General features: G+C 42.7%; 21 protein-coding genes and 1 tRNA gene. 12 read left to right on the forward strand and 10 right to left on the reverse strand.

All coding sequences use genetic code 11. The features are described from left to right. The first annotated feature begins 135 nt into the window (after positions 1-135). Complete coding sequence (locus H6F41_RS10590) at positions 136-699, forward strand: Uma2 family endonuclease (protein ID WP_190403452.1); 564 nt, start codon at positions 136-138, stop codon at positions 697-699. 153 nt (positions 700-852) lie between these two features. Here H6F41_RS10590 and H6F41_RS10595 read toward each other — a convergent pair whose 3' ends face one another. Further along, positions 853-2,154: a family 10 glycosylhydrolase gene (locus H6F41_RS10595; protein WP_242023013.1), complete on the reverse strand. Its 1,302-nt coding sequence runs from the start codon at positions 2,152-2,154 to the stop codon at positions 853-855. Positions 2,155-2,460: 306 nt separating this feature from the next. On the opposite strand from H6F41_RS10595, the gene alr reads away from it, so the two are divergent. Further along, positions 2,461-3,633 carry an alanine racemase gene (gene alr / locus H6F41_RS10600; RefSeq protein WP_190403454.1) on the forward strand — a complete coding sequence of 391 codons (1,173 nt, stop codon included), beginning with the start codon at positions 2,461-2,463 and terminating at the stop codon, positions 3,631-3,633. On the opposite strand, the gene H6F41_RS10605 is transcribed toward alr, so the two are convergent. Next, positions 3,605-4,252: a DUF7003 family protein gene (locus tag H6F41_RS10605; protein WP_190403455.1), complete on the reverse strand. Its 648-nt coding sequence runs from the start codon at positions 4,250-4,252 to the stop codon at positions 3,605-3,607. The genes alr and H6F41_RS10605 overlap by 29 nt on opposite strands. A gap of 9 nt (positions 4,253-4,261) precedes the next feature. Then, the gene (locus H6F41_RS10610; RefSeq protein ID WP_190403456.1) at positions 4,262-5,407 is read right to left on the reverse strand and encodes a phosphotransferase enzyme family protein; all 1,146 of its coding nucleotides are present in this window, start codon (positions 5,405-5,407) and stop codon (positions 4,262-4,264) included. A gap of 30 nt (positions 5,408-5,437) precedes the next feature. On the opposite strand from H6F41_RS10610, the gene rfbC reads away from it, so the two are divergent. The 5 genes from rfbC (at position 5,438) to H6F41_RS10635 (ending at position 10,205) form a co-directional block, all read left to right on the forward strand. Next, positions 5,438-5,983, forward strand: coding sequence for a dTDP-4-dehydrorhamnose 3,5-epimerase (gene rfbC, locus H6F41_RS10615; RefSeq protein ID WP_190403457.1), 546 nt, complete (start codon positions 5,438-5,440; stop codon positions 5,981-5,983). Further along, positions 5,980-7,008, forward strand: a complete 1,029-nt coding sequence (gene rfbB / locus H6F41_RS10620; protein ID WP_190403458.1) for a dTDP-glucose 4,6-dehydratase — start codon at positions 5,980-5,982, stop codon at positions 7,006-7,008. The genes rfbC and rfbB overlap by 4 nt, the downstream gene beginning before the upstream one ends. Continuing rightward, on the forward strand, positions 7,005-7,883 hold the full coding sequence (rfbD, locus tag H6F41_RS10625; protein WP_190403459.1) for a dTDP-4-dehydrorhamnose reductase: 879 nt from the start codon (positions 7,005-7,007) through the stop codon (positions 7,881-7,883). Before rfbB ends, rfbD begins: the two co-directional genes overlap by 4 nt. 8 nt (positions 7,884-7,891) lie before the next feature. Next, positions 7,892-8,965, forward strand: a complete 1,074-nt coding sequence (locus H6F41_RS10630; protein WP_190403460.1) for a glucose-1-phosphate thymidylyltransferase — start codon at positions 7,892-7,894, stop codon at positions 8,963-8,965. 388 nt (positions 8,966-9,353) lie between these two features. After that, the gene (locus H6F41_RS10635; RefSeq protein WP_190403461.1) at positions 9,354-10,205 is read left to right on the forward strand and encodes an alpha-1,2-fucosyltransferase; all 852 of its coding nucleotides are present in this window, start codon (positions 9,354-9,356) and stop codon (positions 10,203-10,205) included. Positions 10,206-10,549: 344 nt separating this feature from the next. On the opposite strand, the gene H6F41_RS10640 is transcribed toward H6F41_RS10635, so the two are convergent. The 3 genes from H6F41_RS10640 to H6F41_RS10650 form a co-directional block, all read right to left on the reverse strand. After that, on the reverse strand, positions 10,550-11,542 hold the full coding sequence (locus H6F41_RS10640; RefSeq protein ID WP_190403462.1) for a hypothetical protein: 993 nt from the start codon (positions 11,540-11,542) through the stop codon (positions 10,550-10,552). 119 nt (positions 11,543-11,661) lie between these two features. Next, a complete protein-coding gene (locus tag H6F41_RS10645; RefSeq protein WP_190403463.1) occupies positions 11,662-12,417 on the reverse strand; it encodes a GvpL/GvpF family gas vesicle protein in 756 nt (251 codons plus the stop codon). 6 nt (positions 12,418-12,423) lie between these two features. Continuing rightward, positions 12,424-13,365, reverse strand: a complete 942-nt coding sequence (locus H6F41_RS10650; RefSeq protein WP_190403464.1) for a metallophosphoesterase — start codon at positions 13,363-13,365, stop codon at positions 12,424-12,426. 152 nt (positions 13,366-13,517) lie between these two features. Between H6F41_RS10650 and rlmN the strand changes: the two genes are divergently transcribed. Next, on the forward strand, positions 13,518-14,588 hold the full coding sequence (gene rlmN / locus H6F41_RS10655) for a 23S rRNA (adenine(2503)-C(2))-methyltransferase RlmN (RefSeq protein ID WP_190403465.1): 1,071 nt from the start codon (positions 13,518-13,520) through the stop codon (positions 14,586-14,588). 278 nt (positions 14,589-14,866) lie between these two features. Here the strand turns inward: rlmN and H6F41_RS10660 are convergent, their stop codons facing one another. The 3 genes from H6F41_RS10660 to rpsP form a co-directional block, all read right to left on the reverse strand. After that, on the reverse strand, positions 14,867-16,126 hold the full coding sequence (locus H6F41_RS10660) for a competence/damage-inducible protein A (protein WP_190403466.1): 1,260 nt from the start codon (positions 16,124-16,126) through the stop codon (positions 14,867-14,869). A gap of 70 nt (positions 16,127-16,196) precedes the next feature. Then, positions 16,197-16,559: a KH domain-containing protein gene (locus H6F41_RS10665; protein ID WP_190403467.1), complete on the reverse strand. Its 363-nt coding sequence runs from the start codon at positions 16,557-16,559 to the stop codon at positions 16,197-16,199. Positions 16,560-16,598: 39 nt separating this feature from the next. Continuing rightward, a complete protein-coding gene (gene rpsP, locus H6F41_RS10670) occupies positions 16,599-16,847 on the reverse strand; it encodes a 30S ribosomal protein S16 (protein ID WP_190403468.1) in 249 nt (82 codons plus the stop codon). A 152-nt stretch (positions 16,848-16,999) separates the two neighbouring features. Between rpsP and H6F41_RS10675 the strand changes: the two genes are divergently transcribed. The 4 genes from H6F41_RS10675 (at position 17,000) to H6F41_RS10690 (ending at position 21,165) form a co-directional block, all read left to right on the forward strand. Continuing rightward, complete coding sequence (locus tag H6F41_RS10675) at positions 17,000-17,653, forward strand: Uma2 family endonuclease (RefSeq protein ID WP_190403469.1); 654 nt, start codon at positions 17,000-17,002, stop codon at positions 17,651-17,653. Further along, complete coding sequence (gene cobA, locus H6F41_RS10680) at positions 17,650-19,212, forward strand: uroporphyrinogen-III C-methyltransferase (protein WP_190403470.1); 1,563 nt, start codon at positions 17,650-17,652, stop codon at positions 19,210-19,212. The genes H6F41_RS10675 and cobA overlap by 4 nt, the downstream gene beginning before the upstream one ends. Before the next feature lie 187 nt (positions 19,213-19,399). Next, complete coding sequence (locus tag H6F41_RS10685; protein ID WP_190403471.1) at positions 19,400-20,281, forward strand: peptidoglycan-binding domain-containing protein; 882 nt, start codon at positions 19,400-19,402, stop codon at positions 20,279-20,281. Between the two features lie 101 nt (positions 20,282-20,382). After that, the gene (locus H6F41_RS10690) at positions 20,383-21,165 is read left to right on the forward strand and encodes an ABC transporter permease (protein ID WP_190403472.1); all 783 of its coding nucleotides are present in this window, start codon (positions 20,383-20,385) and stop codon (positions 21,163-21,165) included. 73 nt (positions 21,166-21,238) lie between these two features. Here the strand turns inward: H6F41_RS10690 and H6F41_RS10695 are convergent. Further along, positions 21,239-21,312, reverse strand: a tRNA-Asp gene (locus tag H6F41_RS10695). Between the last annotated feature and the right edge of the window lie 53 nt (positions 21,313-21,365).

Below are 21,365 nucleotides of genomic sequence, written 5' to 3' on the forward strand. Positions count from 1 at the left end.
CAAGAAGCTGTGGCGCACGCTGCGCGTGCGCCACAGCTTCTTGGGTTTTATATTTAATTGTTGATTTAGGCGATTATTTAGATTTAGGTAGATACAATAGATTTACTCACAATTCAAGAGCAAGGATGGAAAGCTATGACCGTCACCACTGCGAAAAAAATGACATTTGAGGAATATCTAACCTATGAAGACGGTAGCGATCGGCGTTATGAATTTAACGATGGAGAATTGGTTGAAATGAGTCCAGCAACCGCTCTTCATAACGTTCTAATGATGTTTTTTGCTTTTCATCTGCAATTAGAAATTAACCAATCTCAGCATCCCTATTGTGTGCGTGTGAATAGCACAGAAATATTCACGGGAAAAAGAACTCGCCGTCCTGATGTCTTGGTAATGACCACTGCTCAATCAAAAAGTTTGGGAAATCAGCCAGATATTTTGCATGAGCCATGTTTACTGGTAATTGAGATTGTCAGCCCAACTTGTCGCTCAGTGGATACGGTCGAGAAACGGAAGGAATATGCTCAGTTTGAGATTCCTGAATATTGGATTGTTGATTTTTTGGTGGGAACGTTTTCGGTTTTAACTTTGGTAGATGGAAATTATATTGAGAAAGTGTATAGAGAAGATGATCTCATTGCCTCTGATATTTTCCCCAGTATTTCGCTCTCTATGAATCGAGTAATGGCAAGCATTTAAATCGTAACAAAGTCAGAAACCACATTGGTTATATTGTCACGCTATAAAACATCTCACCCAATTACTATAATTTTTACAGGGTAAGTGATTTGCCGAATCATTACTTTGTATCACTATCATTTGGCAAGCTTAATAGCGATCGCTTATAAATTATCAATTTCTATTGGCAAACCTTGGGGCAGGATTGCGGAACAGATATTGCAAATCCCTCTGGCGCTCTTCAATTGATTCGGGCCCATAGCCCCATAGGCTCTTGTAATAAAAGAAAGATACCCCTAAGCCCCGATTTTGAGCGGTCACTGCCTGTGAATAAACTCTGCGGATCGGAACATTACTATTGCGAAGCCCAGATAAAATTGCGATCGCAGTGGAGATTTTTTGCTGAGTTTCAATGATTTCAGGACGGCTAATTTGCGATCGAAAGTCTTCGAGATCAGATCGATATACCTGCACCAGCAATTCATCAACAATATCTTTGCGTACCCAGCCTAACCAGTCCTGAAGCTGTTGGGTATAAGCAAAATCATAATAGTTGGGGGATACCGAAAAGATCACATTGGGCTTTCTTTGCTTAACTGCTCTATTTAAACGGGTCATAAAGTCCGTAATTTTATTGGCTCGCCAACGCACCCAGTTAGGATCATTGACATCGGCAGGAGCAGCTTTTTTTGTTTCTTGACGATACAGATTGAGGGTGTATTGATCGTAGCCAAAGGTTTTGGGGAGACTGGTGTGATCATCAAACTGAATGCCATCCAAATCGTACTTGGAGACTGCTTCTAGTACGAGATCTGTTAAAAACTGCTGCACTTCAGGATGAAAGGGATTTAGCCATGCAACTTCACCTGCGGCGGTAATCGAAGTTCTGGCTCCATTGCGTTGTTGAGTGAGCCAAGTGGGGTGGGTGACTGCTAGTTCCGACATTTGCGGAGCCATAAATCCAAACTCAAACCAAGGCATTACTAACATATTGTGCTGATGTCCTTGGGCGATGATGTCGGCAACAATATCCTGTCCCTCAGAGCCACGATAGATAAATGGTTGAATCCCTTCGCGTTGGGCGACTTCACTGGGAAACATGACATAGCCTGAGTTCCAAACTACGGGATAAATGGTATTGAAATTAAGTTGCTGAAGTTGTTGTAGTCCTTCACCGAGTCTTTGACGATTGCTAAACATCGAAAAGTCATTGCTAGTCAGCCACACGCCACGAATTTCTTCTCGTCGCCTAACGGGTATTGCTGGTGCGGGAGGTGCAGGTCTATTGGCGGCTTGAGTAGGCGGGCTTACTTGGGCAATTGCAGTATTGTTTGCCCACAAACTCGGCAAGAAACTATGCAGAAGGAGCGTAGTTGCAAAAGTTGTACAAAAAAGAAATGACAAAAAACGTTTGCGCGATCGCAAATTTTGCTTAAAGCTATGTCTAAGATTATCTGTCTGCCAATCTTGAGGCATAAAACTCCGTAAAAGTTGCATTAGGCGCATAAGTATAGATAATTAACTAAGTACAAATACTGATCGCGATCCCCATTCTAATTCTAGTCATAGAGATTCTGGTTAGCAATTTTGGTATTGGATCAGACTCTATAAAGCAAAATTTGGTTGCGCTGCTGCGATTTTAGGGGGCATAGCAAAGTCATTTATTTAATCGCTATTTCTAGTTTGTGACAAAATTTGCGTTCACAGCAAGCGTATTTTTGCCGAATCGCCATTAATATACTTAACGATAATGAACGGTTATCGCATCAGGAGTGCGCTGTCATGCTCAAGCAAAACCATCGTGCATGGGTCGAAATTGATCTATCAGCAATTAAACATAATGTGCATCAATTAAAATCTTTGCTAGGTGCGCCCACAGAATTAATGGCAATTGTTAAGGCGGATGCCTATGGTCATGGGGCAATTGATGTTAGCCAAACTGCGATCGAAGCGGGAGCTGCTTGGTTAGGGGTTGCCACAATTCCTGAGGGGATTCAGTTGCGTTGTGCAGGAATTACAGCACCGATCGCAATTTTAGGCGCGACTAATGGTGTCGATGAAATTAAAGCGATCGCTGAATATCGCTTACAACCAACGATCTGCAATCCAAAACAAGCGTTAATCTATCACGACGTTCTATCTACAATTGGCGAAAAGGTTCCTGTCCATCTCAAAATTGATACAGGCATGTCACGGCTGGGGGTGAATTGGCAAGAAGCGATCGACTTTGTGCAACTGGTGCAGCATTTACCAAATCTCGAAATTATGAGTGTGTATTCGCACTTTGCCACAGCCGATGATAGCGATCGCAGTTTTATGCAACTGCAAGCCCAGAGATTTGAGCAGGTAATCGCGGCACTTAAATCCGAAGGGATTTATCCGCCACGGATTCACATTTGTAATACGGCATCGATGTTATGCGATCGCAAAATCCATTACGACATCGTGCGAACAGGTTTAGGCATTTATGGACTTTACCCCGCGCCCCATCTCAAAAATACTGTTGATTTACGTCCAGCCCTTACGGTCAAGGCTCGCATTACCCAAGTTAAGGAAATTAAAGCAGGGACAAGCGTTAGTTATGGACGCTCGTTCATTGCGCCGCAGGATATGACCATGGCGACGGTAGCGATTGGTTATGCTGACGGTATTCCGCGTGGTTTATCGAATCGGATTCGCGTGGCGGTTAATAATCAAAAAGTTGCCCAGATTGGCACAATTACCATGGATCAATGTGCAATCGATGTTACCCATGTCCCGAATGTGCATGTGGGTGATGTCGTCACATTTTTAGGTGGCGCTTCCGAAAATACGGCAGATGATTGGGCGAATTTATTAGGCACAATTTCATGGGAAATTCTCTGCGGATTTAAGCATCGTCTGCCAAGGATTAATGTTACCAATGCGATTGATGATCGGCAACCCGCTATTTGGGAAACCACAGCCACCAACTAGTATTGGGATGGCTGGGCGGATTGTATAAATCAGCATTGCCAGTAAAAAGAACTTCGGCAATTAAGGGAAAACTTTCAGTCTGGCTAGGTGGACAGTCCCAATCAGGATGATGCCATTCGTCAAGCTGCAAAACTGGACTCATCCCGTCAGGAATAAATACTCCATATTCTTCGCGATTGGCTAGCAAGTCTTCGCGGTAGTTTTCTAGCAGTGCGATCGCAATATTTGGCTCATACTCAGAAAACAGATCGGGACGCGCATTAATATTTAGTTCCGCAAGGGGAATAGACTTGCCGCGTACAGTCACCGCATAAGTTTGTAAGATTTCATCGTGGATAATTTGTCCCGTGATCAGATAGCAATTACTGTCAAAATGAAAATCATGCTGCATATGATTTTTCTGCAAGCGGCAGTTACCAATACATTCCACAATCGTCGTTAAGCCCGCACCCGCAGGACACCAAGTAATTGAGTTAAATAAAATCAGCCATTGCTGCTCATCACGAAAGGCTAAAAGCCTCGAGGAAAGATAGTCAACATTCAAATTACCAAGACATGGCATTTTAATTGCAGCAAAACTGCGATCGCAATATTCGAGAATTTGTTGAGGTGATTCCATCGGTTTAGCTCATCGCAAATCGCAAATAATTTTATCGATAGCTGACTTTTGCGATTCGATGCTTTCAAGTAGGCGCAACTGGACTAACGCTCGGCAAAGGTTCTGCTCAGGGTACTGTATCTGAAAGTATCGATTTCCTGCCAAATAGTCACTAAAAAAACGTAAACCTAGCTCAAAGGTAATTACGCGAATTGCATCGTAAATATAGGCATAGTCAGCTTCCGTGAGAAATGAATGCGCAATCGCTCGATATCCCTGCAAAATTTCATAGCAGAGTTCTGTTTCAAACTGGACATTTTGCCACTGCGCGACTTCTTCCCCTGCCAGATTGCAACCTGAGCGCAAACAGTCGCCAATATCATAATGTACTAGTCCTGATTTGACCGTATCGAGATCAACGACACTTACCGCTAATTCAGTAATTTGATCAAACAAAATATTATTTACCTTGGGGTCGCCATGCATGACCCGCAAGGGCAGTTTACCAGAGGCTTTGGCATCCTCTAAAATATGGGCTAATCCTTGACGATCGCCAATAATTTGCAAGCAATACTCAACTTCAGGGGATTGGGGAAGATTTCCCTGCGCCAAAATCTGCTCATATTGTTGAAAATATTGTGGTGTAATGTGAAAGCCTTCGAGGGTATCCGTAAGACTAGTGCCAGCTAAATCACTGGTTAAATAATGAAATGTACCAAGGGCATAGCCAACTTCGCGAGATTGCTGAGAAGTTGCGATCGCATCAAAGGATTGGGAATCGGCAATGAAACTTAGCGCTCGCCAAAATTGACCATCTTCAGTTTGCAGATAATCTTGTCCTTGCTGATTCAGTAATACTTGCGGTACTTCCCAGCGTCGGTCGAGGGGAGATTCTTGCAGGCGATCGCGCACATGATCGGCGTAAAGTCGCATATTTTGCATCACCAGTTGCGGCTCACGAAACACATTGGTATTGATGCGTTGCAAGATAAAGCTTTGATGATCTGGCTGACTATTTGACAGCGACACTAAAAAGGTATCGTTGATATTGCCACTGCCAAAGGGTTTGACCTCGGTAATAGTGGATTTGGAGGCAAATTGCTTTGCGATCGCAGAAATGGGCAGTTGGTCACAGACATCCAATTTTTGATGATCAGGTTGCTGATAATGCGACATAATTTTTGAGTGATATCATGAAATGTTTATATGGAAGTTGAAAGCACGGCAATTCCTGATGTTTTACTAATTACTCCTAGGGTGTTTGGTGATGTACGGGGTTTTTTTTATGAGTCCTACAATCAGCAAACCTTTGCCGAAAAAACTGGGCTAGATGTCAGCTTTGTCCAAGACAACCATTCGCGATCGCAAAAAAATATCCTGAGAGGATTACATTATCAAATTGGTAAACCCCAAGGAAAATTAGTGAGGGCTTTAGCTGGCAAAATCCAAGATATTGCCGTCGATTTGCGCCAAAGTTCACCGACCTTTGGTAAATCTGTAAGTTATATTCTTAGTGCTGACAACTATCAGCAACTCTGGATTCCCGCAGGATTTGCCCATGGCTTTGTGGTTTTATCAGACTTTGCGGAAGTTGCCTATAAAGCCACAGATTATTATGCCCCCAGTGAAGAGCGTTGTTTATTGTGGAATGATCCTAACCTTGCGATCGCATGGCAGATTGACGAACCACCAATTTTGTCTGCTAAAGATGCAGTTGGCAAACTATTAACCGAAGCGGAGTTATTTGCATGAGTTTAATCGAGCAATTTCAGAAGGTAATGGTTACAGGTGGAGCAGGGTTTATCGGCTCTAACTATGTGCATTATGCGCTGAAGCACCACCCCACATGGCAAATCGTCGTCTTAGATAAGCTCACCTACGCGGGCAATTTAGACAACCTCAAGGATATCTGCGATCGCATTACCTTTATCCAAGGCGACATTGCTAACCCCAATGATGTGGAGAAGGCAATCCAATCAGTCAATGGTGTTGATGCCATCTTAAATTTTGCCGCTGAAAGCCATGTAGATCGTAGTTTGCGCGATCCATTGCCTTTTATTCGTACCAATATCGAAGGCACATTACAGTTATTAGAAGCCGCACGCAATCATCAAATCAAACGTTTTCTGCATGTGTCCACCGATGAGGTGTACGGAGATTTGGTTGGTTGCGATCGCCATTCTCTCGAAAACGATCCCCTGTCGCCTCGCAGTCCCTATGCTGCATCCAAGGCAGGAGCGGAACATCTGGTCTTTTCCTACGGCATCAGCTATGGCATGGATGTGGTAATTACCCGTGGCTCCAATACTTACGGACTTTATCAATATCCCGAAAAAATTATTCCCCTGTTTATTACCAATGCCCTAGAGTCAAAATCTTTACCGATCTACGGTGATGGTTCGGCTGTCCGTGATTATCTCTATGTAGAAGATCATTGCTCTGGTATTGATACAGTGCTGCACGCAGGCACAAGCGGCAAAGCCTATAATCTCGGTGCGCGGATGGAAGTCAATGGCATCGCAGTGGCGAAAACGATCTTAGGTTTACTGGAACGCCCCGACTCTCTGATGCAATCCGTGAGCGATCGCCCCGGCCATGACTATCGCTATTCCGTCGATCCTAGCGCCGCCGAAGCCTTAGGCTGGCAAAGACAATGGAACTTTGAAAACGGTATGGCGAAAACTGTGTCTTGGTATCAGCAAAATACGGATTGGTGGCAAGCTGTCAAGAATAAGAAGGTATTCCAAGAACATTACAACCAGTGGTATGCCCGATGAGTATCCCCCTCAAAGTCGCTCTAATTGGCGCAAATGGGCAATTAGGCACAGATATTGTGCATCACTTTGTAAATTGCGATCGCTATCAACTAACAGCCCTCACTCGTGCTGATGTCGATATTACGCAACCTGAAGCCGTCACTCAGGTGCTAACCAGTCAAAAGTTTGATGTGGTGATCAATAGTGCTGCCTATGTGCGGGTCGATGATTGCGAGCAGGAGGTAGACTTAGCCTTTAAGGTCAATGCCCTTGGTGCGTTAAATGTTGCCCGCGCTTGTCGTGAGACTAATGCCTTATGTGTTTACATCAGCACTGATTATGTGTTTCGTGGCGATCGCAATTTAGCCTACACCGAGTCGGATCAACCAGATCCGATTAATATCTATGGCACATCTAAGCTCACAGGTGAATATTTAGTGCGACAAACAGCTTTGCGATCGCTAATTTTGCGAATCTCTAGCGTGTTTGGTAAAGCTGGGGCAAGTGGAAAGGGTGGTAACTTTGTAGAAACAATCCTCAAAAAAGCCAAGTCTGGAGAACCGCTCAAAGTGGTTAATGACATTTTGATGTCTCCCACCTATACCAAAGATGCTGCCAGCTTGTTAGATGCTCTGTTGCAAGCAGGCGCAACGGGAATTATCCATGGAGCAAATGTTGGTCGCTGCTCATGGTACGAGTTTGCCAGCCAAGTGCTAAGTCTCTCTAACATGCAGCATCCCATCGCCGCAATTCCCGCATCGGACTTTCCCACCAAGGCAACTCGTCCGCCTAACTCCTCCTTAATTAGCGATCGCATTAGTCAAATTACCCCCTTCACAAGGCGAACTTGGCAAGAAGCCCTTGCCGCCTATTTATCAGAAAACCCATCGCTTTAATCAAAAACATGAAAGCACTTATTCTCTCTGGTGGTAAAGGCACAAGGCTACGCCCTCTTACCTATACAGGCGCAAAACAACTCGTTCCCGTTGCCAACAAACCAATACTTTGGTATTGCATCGAAAGCATTGTCGCCGCAGGAATCACGGACATCGGCATTGTCATCAGTCCTGAAACTGGGCCAGAAGTTAAAAGTAAAACAGGCAATGGCGATCGCTTTGGCGCAAAGATTACCTATATTCTCCAAGACAAACCCGCAGGGTTAGCCCATGCTGTCCAAACAGCTCAACCCTTTCTCGGCGATGACTCATTTATCATGTTTCTCGGCGATAACCTGATCGAGTCACAGCTTGATCGTTTCGTGGCAACTTTCACAGCAAAGCAATTAGATGCCCTAATTTTATTGCGGCAAGTTGCTGACCCCAGCGCTTTTGGCGTTGCCACCGTTGATGCCGATGGCAAAGTGCTAAAACTAGTCGAAAAACCCCAACAGCCTGAGTCAAATCTGGCTTTAGTCGGCTTGTATTTCTTTAAGCCGACAATTCACGCTGCGATCGCAAAAATTACGCCATCTGCCAGAGGTGAATTAGAAATTACCGATGCGATCCAAACTTTAATTGATACCAATCAAAAGGTAGAAGCTTCAGAACTAGAGGGATGGTGGCTAGATACAGGTAAAAAAGATGATATTCTCACCGCCAATCAAATTGTCTTAGACGCAAAGCTAAAATCCAAAAATTTAGGCACAATTGATGCCGATAGCAATATCAGTGGGCGCGTTGAAATTGGTGTAGGTTCTCAGGTAATTGGCTGCAAAATTCGCGGGCCAGTGATCATTGGGGATCATTGTCGTTTAGAACATGCTTACATTGGCCCCTACACCAGCATTTGCAATCGCGTCACAATCATCGATACTGATATTGAACATAGTGTGATTCTCAATGACACTCAAATTGTGGGAATTCGCCAGCCTATCGTCGATAGTGTCATCGGTCAGCGCGTTAAAATGCAAGTCTCACCCAAGCGTCCCCAAGCTCTAAGGTTTCTCGTCGGTGATGATTCTCAGCTTGAGATTATGTGATTTCAAATCAATACATATGGCATTGGGTTAGATAATCGAGGCTAGGTTATAAAACACATATTTTCTAATGATAAAATATGTGATGTTGATCACACTTTAACTGACCATTACTCTGACAAAGTTAATGGCTATTTAGTTAAACTGAATAATGTAGAAGAACTTGAAGAAACTATGAACTTTACCATCAAATCTAAAGACATATTAACAAATATTGCAACTTCTGCTAGAGATATAATTCCTCCCAATTTTTTAGTCCAAAGTATGTCACTAAAAATTGCAAATATTTATTCATAGACAACGATTATTTAAATCTTCTTAAACTCTCCCATCGGCACTAACAATTCATATTAAAATGATTATCCGTTAATTTAATGTTTTTATCAATATAATGGTTATCATTCAAAATAAATCAGGGCAGCTTGCAAATAGATTGTTTTTGTTTAGTCATTTTATTGCTAATGCGATCGAGAATGAATACTTTTTAATAAACCCGACTTTTGATGAGTATTGTCAATATTTTTACGCTACTCGAAGTAATGATTTTGGCAGCTATTTCATTTACACAAGATTTCCAATAAATATTCCATTCATTTTATTTAAAATATGTTTTTATTTAGCTGTAAAAATATTCCCTATATCTAGGTGGCATGAATTTGTAGAATGTTCTACAGATGAAGAAATTAGTCTCAGCAATACTAATTTCTTAAACAAATTTAAAACCAAAATTACAATAGTAAATGGATGGTTATTTAGAGACAACAAAAATTTCTTGAAACACAGTGACATCATAAGAAGTTTTTTTACTCCTGATACAGAAGTTTTAGAGGCAATTAATCAACTCATATTAGATTGTAGAAATCGATGTGAGATAATAGTAGGCGTTCATATAAGAAGAGGTGATTATAAACTTTGGGAAAATGGGAAATATTACTTTAATGATGATGTGTATATAAATAAAATGAATCAATTAGAAAAATGTTTCAATTTAATAGGTAAGCGAGTATTATTTTTGATATGTTCAAACGAACCTATAGAGATAGATAATTTTAGAGAAAAAAACATACAGCTGGGAATAGGTCTAATTATAGAAGACTTGTATTCTCTTGCTCAATGCGATTATTTAATAGGTCCTCCAAGTACTTATTCAATGTGGGCATCCTTTTATGGAAAAGTTCCCTTGTTGCATATTCGTGAAAAATCTCAAATCCTAAAACTAGAGAATTTTACAATAGTAACTTAGTAAATGACCTAAATTGCTACCCAAAGATTGACACTAGAAGGTATTTGCAAATAAATCATTAGGGTGGCTAAAATGATTGCTATGTATACATTTAAGCTAAAGTTCTGTAAAAATGCTACCCAAAGATTGAAACCTCTACAAATTAGGGATAATCAGGGAATTAATAATTATTTTACAAATACTTTCTAAGAGCATGACTTTAAGCGCAAATCGCCTATCAGTCAAGGCATGGATAGCTTCAAAAGCAAAAAAAAGCTGAGGCTTTTATTTCTTCAAACCTAGTCTCAGCTTTTCTTTTGTTTTTGTCTACTCCGTCTAACTCATGTTTTTTAATGAAGTTTTTATTAGCAAAAACTTTTCAGAAGAAGTTCAATTTTGTGAAATATAGGCTTTATCATTGTTTTTAAAGGTGCTTGTAGTGTGTACATAGCTCTATCTAGATAATGTTTGTTTTTTTCTTTAAAATATTTACCACGATAATAATTAGGTATAAGGGTTTTCGCCCAACCTTGAAAATGGATATTATGAAAATGGATAATAGTTTTATCTCTACGTAATCCTAACGGTTTATTATCCTGAAAAATTGTTTTTTTATGATTATTTTGTAATTCATATTCATTTTCTAAAAAGTTAGAAGACGAATTAAAATTTACATCAAAACAACCTTCTCGATTATTTAACAAAAAATTAATTACACAATCACTATATTCTCGACTAAAAAGATATAGTGTTGTCATATCACATATACCACCAGAAACTTTATTGTTAATATGCCAATTCCATTTTTGGTTGTACATATTTAATAAATTTTGTCGCTTAAAAGTATCAATAGTAAACTCGCAAAATCTTCTTAGAATATCCTGTGTCCAATAAGATATATGACCACCCGAATACCAATAATAAGAAGTATGCTCCTGTTTAGGAATTAGAAAAGCACAGCTATCTTTAATTTCAGGATATAGGCGTGATATGTGATTTGGATTAGTAAAAATGAGCACATCTGAGTCAAGGTAAAATACCTGATTAATATTGTTTTTTTCCATATATTCAAGCAGGTAAAACCATCTCAGCCAGCAAAACATTTCATAATTTGGAGAGTTGCTAGAAAGGTGTTTATAGATTTGAGTAAATTCTTGTGCTAGATCAGTATATAAATCACTTATTAGAGATATCTGTAATCCCTCTATGTCAGAATTAGCTTTGACATCACTAATTAAAGTTACATGAGAATTGTTATTAACTAATAGCGCTTGGCGTAAAACATAAGGAAGATACCAGCTATCTCCTTTGTGTATGAATACAATTGGAATTGGTTGAGATATTTTGTCTATTTCCATCTTTTACTCTATATTCATCAAACTAAATATCATCGAATTTCTACTGCCTAATGTCAAAGTATTCAACGCTAAGGAGTGAAGATAATATGGTTCTGTATATTCATGATTATTTACTTCGATTACGAATCGCGATCGACTTTGACAAAGTTGTAGGGCGCAGTGAAATCGTTGTAGCGGATGCGGAGACGATTTTCAAATTGCTTGTCTAGATCTTCAACGGCAGCAGCAAATTCAGCTTCCCGATCCCAGTCAATTAGAAAAGAACCGTTATAGATCATGCTTTCCGTCAGCATTTCACCCTCAGCATATTCATGGGCTAATGGTTGGAGAGTATTAATAAAGGCATCAATAATCGCTTGCTGACGTTGCTCGATCGCAGATTCTAGTTCTTGCCCGATTTCAATTGCCTCATCCATACTGAGCATTTTACCCATTAGCGATTCCCGCTTTTGCTGTAGGGATTTATTTTCAGCAACAGCAAGATTTAACTCCTCATTTTGATTCCAAAATAATTTAATGCTAACTTCGCGCTTACCAATCAGGTTTTTGATTAGCTCCTTGAGTTTTGTTTCATAGGGAATGAGCAAATCCCGTTGCACTTCTTCCCATTCATCGACCACCAGCCCAAACTGCAATGGTAATGGTACAGCTTGATGCGGATCGATCGCCTTCATCAGTGATTCGAGGACAGTTTCGTGGGTGATCAGGTTCGAGCGACTGGCGAGATAGCGATCTTGTTGAGCTTCACTATAGGCGATCGCAAAAGGTGGTAGGGGATAAAACTGAACGGGCTGAGCATTCATACCTTGAAGATCGAGATCTTTGACTAACTCGATATTGTCAGTTTGCAAAATTGCGTACAGGTAAAGGCTCATGAAGGTTTAACTAGGTTTAGTGATGATGGCACGATCGAAAACTTTGCCATTGGTGGCGATCGCCTTGGTGATGATTTTATCTCGATAGACATCAAAAGTCATAAAGCTAAACTGAGAACTTGACACAGCCGTTAAATTTGACTTTCCAAAAACATATAAGGGTGCGCCGCCACCACCATTGACAATATAGGTTGTACCATCAATCGGCATAAATCGCTCATAGCCATGATCATGCCCACAGAGATAAATGGAGACTTGGTGCTTGGCGAATATTGGCGCAAGTTTAGCCTCGATGTCTAGTTTACCGCCATGTCTACCTGATGAATAAATGGGGTGATGTCCAAAGACGATTTTCCAAAGGGCAGTGCTTTGGGCTAATTGTTGATCGAGCCATGCTAGTTGTATATCCCAAGCAGCATTGTGATTAGTATCAAGGGCAAAAAATTCGACGGATTCTTGATCGGTAACGCCTTGTTGAAATGAATAATAGCGATCGCGCATATTAAACAGTGGGTAATTAATTTGATCAAGACCGTTATTAGACTTGATGATGTCGTGATTGCCCAACACTGCATAAAATTTCACATTACGCCTGAGCAAAGGTTCGTAGGGCTGCTCAAAGGCTGTTGTTACTAAACTAATTTCACCGTGGGGATAAATATTGTCACCTGCCATTAGCACAAGCGGGAAAGGTTGTGCCTGATAGGTTTGGAACATGGCATTGGCAACCGCATACTGATCACGACTACCTACACCCGTATCGGCGATCGCAGCAAATCGTAGCAACCTTCCTTCACTCGGTTCAGGAAAATTATTTTGGAGATTACTAATTGGCGAATTAGCTAAAACTGGTTCATATTCATTTTTAGATCGGGAAACTGCCGCATAAACTAGCGAACCAACTAGTGGTAATCCAAATAACCTCAATAAAAGCTGACGGCGTTTCATAACTTTCTAGAGAAGATCATTGAAAGCACTATATCAACAAACCATTATGGTCGCTGTAGTGTGACACACTCAGGTTATGTGTGTTGGTGAGCTATGGCAACGATTCTAATTTTTTGATAAAATAGCCTATCTGTCCCATTTGTCGATCTGTCATGACTGTCAACGCACTGCCAAAATCTGACTCCAAGGTGTTACCACTATTGGGGCGCTCACTATCTGAACTGACGGAATGGGTGGAATCGCAAGGACAGCCTCGCTATCGTGGCAAGCAACTCTACGAATGGCTCTACACAAGAGGGGCAAGAGATTTAGGAGATATCACGGTTTTCCCCAAGGCATGGAGAGAAGAATTTGCCGCGAACCCAACTATTGAAATAGGGCGATCGCAAATTCATCTCCATAAACAAAGTCGTGATGGCACAGAGAAACTGCTCTTAAAATTGGCGGATGGCGAAATTGTCGAAACCGTTGGGATTCCCACTAGCAAGCGTTTGACAGTATGTGTCTCGACTCAAGTGGGCTGCCCAATGGCATGTGATTTTTGTGCAACGGGTAAAGGCGGCTTTCGTCGCAACTTGGCAAAGCATGAAATTATTGACCAAGTGCTGACAGTGCAGGAAGTAATGCAGCAGCGCGTGAGCCATATTGTGTTTATGGGCATGGGCGAACCATTGCTCAATTATGAAAATCTGGTCGGTGCAATTCAGGTGATTAATAAAGATATTGGCATCGGTCAACGCAATATCACCGTATCGACTGTCGGCATCCCTAATCAAATTCCCCGTTTTGCCCAAGAGCATCTCCAAGTCACCCTCGCTGTCAGTCTCCATGCTCCCAATCAACAGGTTCGTGCTCAAGTGATTCCCTCCGCCGATCGCTATCCGATGGCAGCCCTTATGGATGACTGCCGCCAGTATGTGGAGATTACAGGTAGACGGATTAGCTTTGAATATACATTGCTCGCTGGTATTAATGACTCAGCAGAACAAGCGGAAGAACTAGCACACCTGATTCGTGGCTTCCAAAGTCACGTTAATTTAATTCCTTACAATCCTGTCAGTGATTCTGATTACCAACGCCCCAGCGAAAGCGAAATTCAAACCTTTGTCAAGGTTCTAGAGGATTACAACATTGCGGTGAGTGTCAGGCGGACAAGGGGGATCGAAGCTGAGGCCGCCTGTGGTCAACTCAGGGGACAGCATGAAAAAGCGGTTACCCGTTAAAAATTTGTTGCACAAAAAACAGAGTCAGGGCAAAGCCCTGACTCTGTTTTTTTGATCTCCCCCTAACAAAATATAAGACTCGCGATGCGAGTCTTATAACCTTAATGGCGATGGTTGCGCCGAGAGTTATTTCTTACTGGTATAGGAATCAACTCAGGTTGGGGCTGATTTTGACCCAACAGGGCTTCCAACACGCGATTTAGAATTTCGCCGATCTCTTTCAGTGCTTTCTTGATCGCTTTCACTATGCTTGGCTCCCTATCATCATCTAGGTTTATTTACCCAATCATAACAAATCTTTTTCTAAACAAATCTAAAGCTGACATTACAGTTGCCTTTCTAATCCAATTTCTTCCTCTAGACGGACTAAAACGCAGCTCGATCGCCTCAACTTTGCCATCGGGATGGGCGATCCCCACATAAACTAAGCCCACGGGCTTTTCCTCCGTGCCACCATTTGGCCCCGCGATCCCCGTAATGCTAATTGCCCAATCTGATTGCAGTTTTGCTTTTACTCCCTGCGCCATTTGTTCGGCAACGATGGCACTGACTGCCCCATGTTGATCAAGCACTTGGCGATCGACATTGAGCAAATTAACTTTGACATCATTGCTATAGCTGATCACACCGCCGAGGAAATAACTAGAACTGCCTGAAACCTCTGTGAGCGTCTCGCCTAGACAGCCACCTGTGCAGGATTCAGCAACAGCTAGGGTCTGTCCACGTTCTTGCAATAGCCTGCCTGCCACCGTTGCGAGCGTGTCGTCATCAGTACCGTAACAAAACTCACCTGTGAGTTCACGAATTTCCGCTTCGACGGGCGCAATCATAGCGATCGCAGATTCTTGGGTGCTTGCCCTTGCCGTAATTCTCAGTCTGGCTTGTCCATAGTTGGCATAAGGGGCAACGGTGGGATTTTTGAGATCAAATAGATGATTGACCTTAGTCGCAAGGGCAGATTCAGCAATCCCCCAATATAACAAGACCTTAGAGTGAAAAGTCCCCTGTCCATAGTTTCTGGCTTGCAACAATGGCGCGGCGGTTTGCTCCCACATCGGATAAAGCTCACTCGGTACACCGGGGAAAGTGAGGATCAATAAATTTGGTTGCGGTTCCCAGATCATCCCCGGAGCTGTGCCAACGGGATTATGTAAAATTTCGGCTCCCTTGGGTAGTAACGCTTGCTTGCGGTTGTTGGCGGTCAAGGTTCTGCCTGTTTGCGCTGCCATCTGCTGGATACGTTCCCAAATTTCAGGACGTTCTTCGAGTGGTGTGTTGAAAAAATTTGCGATCGCATCGGTCGTCAAATCATCGGGAGTAGGCCCCAACCCACCTGTAGTAATGATTAAATTAGAACGACTCGCGGCAATTTCTAGAGCTTGATGAATGCGATCGGGGTTATCACCAACCACAGTTTGATAAAAATGTGGCACTCCCAATAAGGCTAATTGCTGTGCTAAATACTGAGCATTGCTATTGAGAATTTCACCAAGTAATAGCTCTGTACCAATGCAAAGAATTTCCGCACCAACGTTCATAGATTTAATCTCGCTCTAGAAGTACATAAATAAACAAAAAATAAAAGGGTCGCTTAGCGACCCTTTTATTTTAATTAATGATTTCGCGCCGTTTGGGCTTTTCAACGTTAATGCGTGGACGCTCAGCTTCTTGATCTTGCTGTCCACGCTGCGATGCCGAACGTTCTTCAAAACTTGCACTGGGGTTAGGGTCAAAAACCTCAAATCTCGCACTATGCCCAGCCTCTTCGGCGGCAGTCATCACCACCGTCCGAACTGCTTGGATTGTCCGTCCCCCTTTACCAAAAACTCGCCCCCGATCTTCTGGATCGAAAGCAACTCTGATCCAGACGCGATCGCTTTTGCTATTTGACTCAAAATCTACCCGCAGCGCCTCTGGATGGGCTAACAATGGCTTTAGCAAAAAACTAATTAAGGCGTTGTAGTCTGGCACAAGTTTAGATTGGCACAAATTAGGAATTAATTCAGAGAGTTAAGCGGTAACGAGTTCAAATACCTTCGCTTTTTCGAGGATGCGACGTACTGTGTCGGTAGGTTGAGCGCCTTGCTTAATGCGAGTAACGATCGCAGGTACATCAAGGGTGGTTTCTTTGGTACGTGGGTTATAGAAACCTAGCTCAGCAAGGGGACGACCATCACGGCGGCTGGTGCTGTTTACGGCAACGATGCGATAGCTGGCTTCAAATTTTTTGCCAAATCGCTTTAATCTCAACTTCATCATGGGTTTATGGCTCTAGTGTCTGGTGGTGATCTAGTTCAATATTTTAGCAGGCTTACTAATATATCATTAATTTGGGCAACGTTTAGGTCTTGTCAAATCTCAAATTGATACAATTAAGCTCAGTTGCTTGGCGATCGCACAGGTCAAAATCCATGGCTAATACAATCAGCAAACTAGAGACTATCTACCCTAGCAGTGACGGACAGCCGATGGCAGAAAGTACCGAGCATTATCAATGGATTGTGACTATCACGGGTGGATTAGAAGCTCTATTTAAAAATGATGAGAATGTATTTGTAGCAGGAGATTTGCTTTGGTATCCTATGGAAAATCGCCCTGAAATTCGCCGTGCGCCTGATGCGATGGTGGTATTTGGTAGACCCAAGGGAGCGCGAGGTTCTTACATTCAACACCTAGAGTCAGGAATAGCCCCTCAAGTAGTGTTTGAAATTTTGTCTAGGGGCAATCGTATTTTAGAAATGTCGCGCAAGTTTGATTTTTATCAAACCTATGGGGTAGAGGAATATTATGTCTACGATCATCTTTCTAATGATTTGGCGATATGGATCAGAAATCAAGAACAGCATCGACTAGAGCCGATTGATGATGTCCAAAATTGGATCAGCCCACGTTTAGGGATTCGCTTTGAGCTAACTGATGAAAGCCTAAATATTTTTAATCCTGATGAAAGCAAATTTTTAACTTATCTTGAACAGGTTCAGCAAAAAGAACAGGCTCTAAATGCTATGTCTAAATATGCAGCTAAGCTTCGCGAAATGGGCATAGATCCTGAAAATATTGTATGAAAGGTCAAGTTTTTATAGTTGGCGCAGGAATTGGTGGCGCGGAGTTTTTGACGGTTCGCGCTAGGGATGTCATGGCAAAAGCAGAAGTAATTGTTTGTGATGCGTTAGTCGATCGCAAATTATTAGAGCTTGCCCCACAGGACTGCGATCGCATTATTGCTGGTAAACGTGGCGGACAGGAGAGCATCAAGCAAGCCGAGATCAATCAAATGTTGGTGCAGTATTGCTTGCAAGGTAAGCGAGTGGTTCGGCTCAAAAGTGGTGATCCTTGGATATTTGGGAGATCATTGCCTGAGATACTTGCCTTGCAAGCCGCAGATTGTGCGTGGGAAGTCGTCGCAGGAATTTCTAGCGCGATCGCCGCACCGATGTTAGCAGGGATTCCGCTTACGGAAGTGGAAGCAAGTTCTTGTTTTGCAGTGATGACTGGGCATAACTTAGAACGCTTGCCTTGGGAAGCGATCGCAAAAATTCCGACGCTAGTAATTTTGATGGGGACAAATAATCTAGCGGGACTGTTAGCGAAATTGCTAGAGGGCAAATCTGCGGATACTGCAATCGCAATTGTGCGTTCTTGTGGGCGAGCCGATCAACAGAGTTGGATAGGAACTCTGACAAATATTAAGGGCAAACTACCCGCAAGCTCACTCTCGCCTGCGGTGATTATTGTCGGTGAAGTCGTAAAGTTTCATGAGCAGTTGTCGCGCCACAGCGATCAACTGTTAGAAAATTTTGAGCAAAGTGTAGATCTTGAAAAGGAAAAATTAGCATTGCAAGGTAAAACGATTTTGGTGACAAGGGCGGCAGGACAAGCTAGCCAATTTACAGAACTGTTGACCAGTCAAGGGGCAAAGGTAATCGAGATGCCAACTTTAGCGATTGTGCCGCCGACTAGTTGGGAAATGCTTGATCTTGCGATCGCAAATCTAGCTAGTTACGACTGGTTGATTTTGACCTCGGCGAATGCTGTGGAGAGTTTTTTTGGACGGTTGCGAGAGTCTGGTCAAGATAGCCGAGCTTTACATGCTTTGAAAGTAGCGGTAGTTGGGCGCAAAACTGCCGAAGTTTTGGCGAATTATGGAATTTCTCCAGATTTAGTACCACCTGATTTTATTGCTGACTCCTTAGTTGAGGCATTTATAAAGAATGGTGAGCAGGTTTTAACTGACAAAAAAATGTTATTTCCGCGTGTGCAGTCGGGCGGACGCGAAATTTTGGTAGAGCAGTTGCAACAGCATGGCGCGATTGTTGATGCGATTCCAGCCTATGAGTCGGGATGTCCTGAAGTAATCGATCCGATTGCCCTAGCCGCAATTCAAAATCAAAGTTTAGAGGTGATCAGCTTTGCCAGTTCTAAAACGGTCAGACACTTCTGTACATTGCTCGATCGCGTTACGGATCGCCAAATCTGGAAAACATGGATTAGAAATACCAAGATTGCGTCCATTGGCCCCCAAACTTCACAAACCTGTGATGAGCTATTAGGGCGTGTTGATTGTGAGGCTGTGGAATATACCCTAGAGGGGTTAGCCACTGCGATCAGCAAAGTTTTCTCATAGATTGTTTCTCTGCTGAAGCAGAGAAACAATCTATGCACTCGGAAAAAGTGCGATTTAAACCTTACAAAAAGTAGCAATTTATCGCTTTTACTTGTTTTTTTCATACAATGAATTATTAAGCTCTTAAACATGCTAAGAGCCAAATATTTAGCCCATTATCACCTTTCAAATATAGAGGCTTATTTGTATGGAAATTGCTGCCTATCTCCACGCTGAAGCAACTTGTGAGCTTTTCCAGCAAGGCGAATCAATTGAACAAAACTTAGACTGTCAAATGCTAACTGCGATCGCAAGTTCTTCACATCACGCCAAATCAATGCTGTGTATTGGTTTAGCAGCCACTGCGATCACAATCAACACCATACCAAGTGCCGCCTTTGCTTACACCCCAGAGGTTGCCTCAGTTCAAGAGCTTTTAGTACGTCGGGGTTTCAACCCTGGGGCAATTGATGGCATCCATGGAACAGCGACTACTGATGCCATCATTGCGGCCCAGATATTTTATGGACTAGAAGCCGATGGTGTATTAGGTGCAGCAACCCTTGCCGCCCTAGAGTCAGATGACTATAAAGCCGATGCTTCCTCTAATGCTGACACGGCTACGACCGTCAGCACCGAGAGTTCTAGTGATTGTACTTGCGGCTCAGACTCAGTTGTAAATTTGCAACAACTACTTAGCGATCGCGGTTTTTATAGTGGTGCAATTGATGGCATTAATGGGCCAATGACCAGAGAAGCCGTCATTTTGGCGCAAAACACCTACGGCATTATCGCTGATGGTGTGGCAGGTAGTTTGACGATTGCCGCGTTAGAAGCAGATACCAATAGTGCAGCCACAAATAATCCTAGTTATCAAGAAGCTTCCTTCGTCACGACTAGCAGTGAAGCCCATGATGAGAGAGTCAGAGAAGGACAAATTTTAATGAGTGAGCTAGGCTTTTACGATGGCGAGATTGACGGAATTCAAGGTTCAAAGACCACTGCTGCAATCATCGAAGCTCAAGCATTGTATGGATTGCCCATTGATGGAGTGCTAAATAACCAAACTTTAGCCGCATTACAGTCTTAAAACTGCTATAGAAATCAGGGACTTTCTCGGCATAGTTCCTGATTTCTATAGATAATAAGAGCGAACCATGCTTTTATCGCGCCCAATCTCTTGGCTAATCTATGAATACTGTCATTGATCTTGATATTCCGAAAATGGCGATCGCAATGGGTATGGTGGCGATTGCAGTTAGTTTTTCGGTTTGGCAAAAACTGGCGATCGCCAAAAATCTGATCATTGCCACCTTTCGCAGCATCATTCAATTGATTGTGGTGGGCTTTTTATTGGATGCCGTATTTGAGATTAAACAACCAGTCGTAATTTTGTTCATCATTCTCTTGATGAGTCTGATGGCGGCTCGTGAAGCCAAAAATCGTGTCCGTGAAAAAGTCCCCTATGTGCTGCCAATCATGTGGATATCGGTGATCGTTGGCACGCTTGCCATTCTCGCCTACACCACATTTTTGGTGGTACAACCGACAACTTGGTACTCACCTCAATATTTAATTCCCCTTGCGGGCATGATTTTAGGAAATTCGATGAATGGGGCGGCGATTGCGGCGGAGCGATTCACACAGGATTTAGTTAAGCGTTCGCGAGAAATCGAGACCCATCTATGTTTGGGCGCAACACCACAGCAAGCGATCGCAAATTACCAAAACGACGCAATTAGGGCGGCGATGATTCCGACAATCAATGTGATGATGGTGGCTGGGGTTGTGTCTTTACCAGGCATGATGACAGGACAGATCTTGGGCGGTGTGTCACCATTGCTAGCAGTGCGCTATCAATTGGTAATTTTATTTGCAATTACCACGGCAAATCTAATTACAGCCTTGATTCTGACAACTCTAGTCACGAGACAGTTTTTTACGCCTGCACAGCAATTGAAGCTCCATCATTAAAACCAGAAAAGAGTTGCGGCGCTAAGCGCCGCAACTCTGTTTTGGTTTTGGGTACTTTATTTTACATCTAAAACGGGTTCGACGGGGCTCGAACCCGCAACTTCCGCCGTGACAGGGCGGTGCTCTAACCAATTGAACTACGAACCCAAACTTAGCTTCTTAAATTAGTAAACTTAAAACTTTTGCAGTTGGTTTGCAGC

This window comes from Pseudanabaena mucicola FACHB-723 (assembly GCF_014696385.1).
Lineage (GTDB): Bacteria > Cyanobacteriota > Cyanobacteriia > Pseudanabaenales > Pseudanabaenaceae > Pseudanabaena.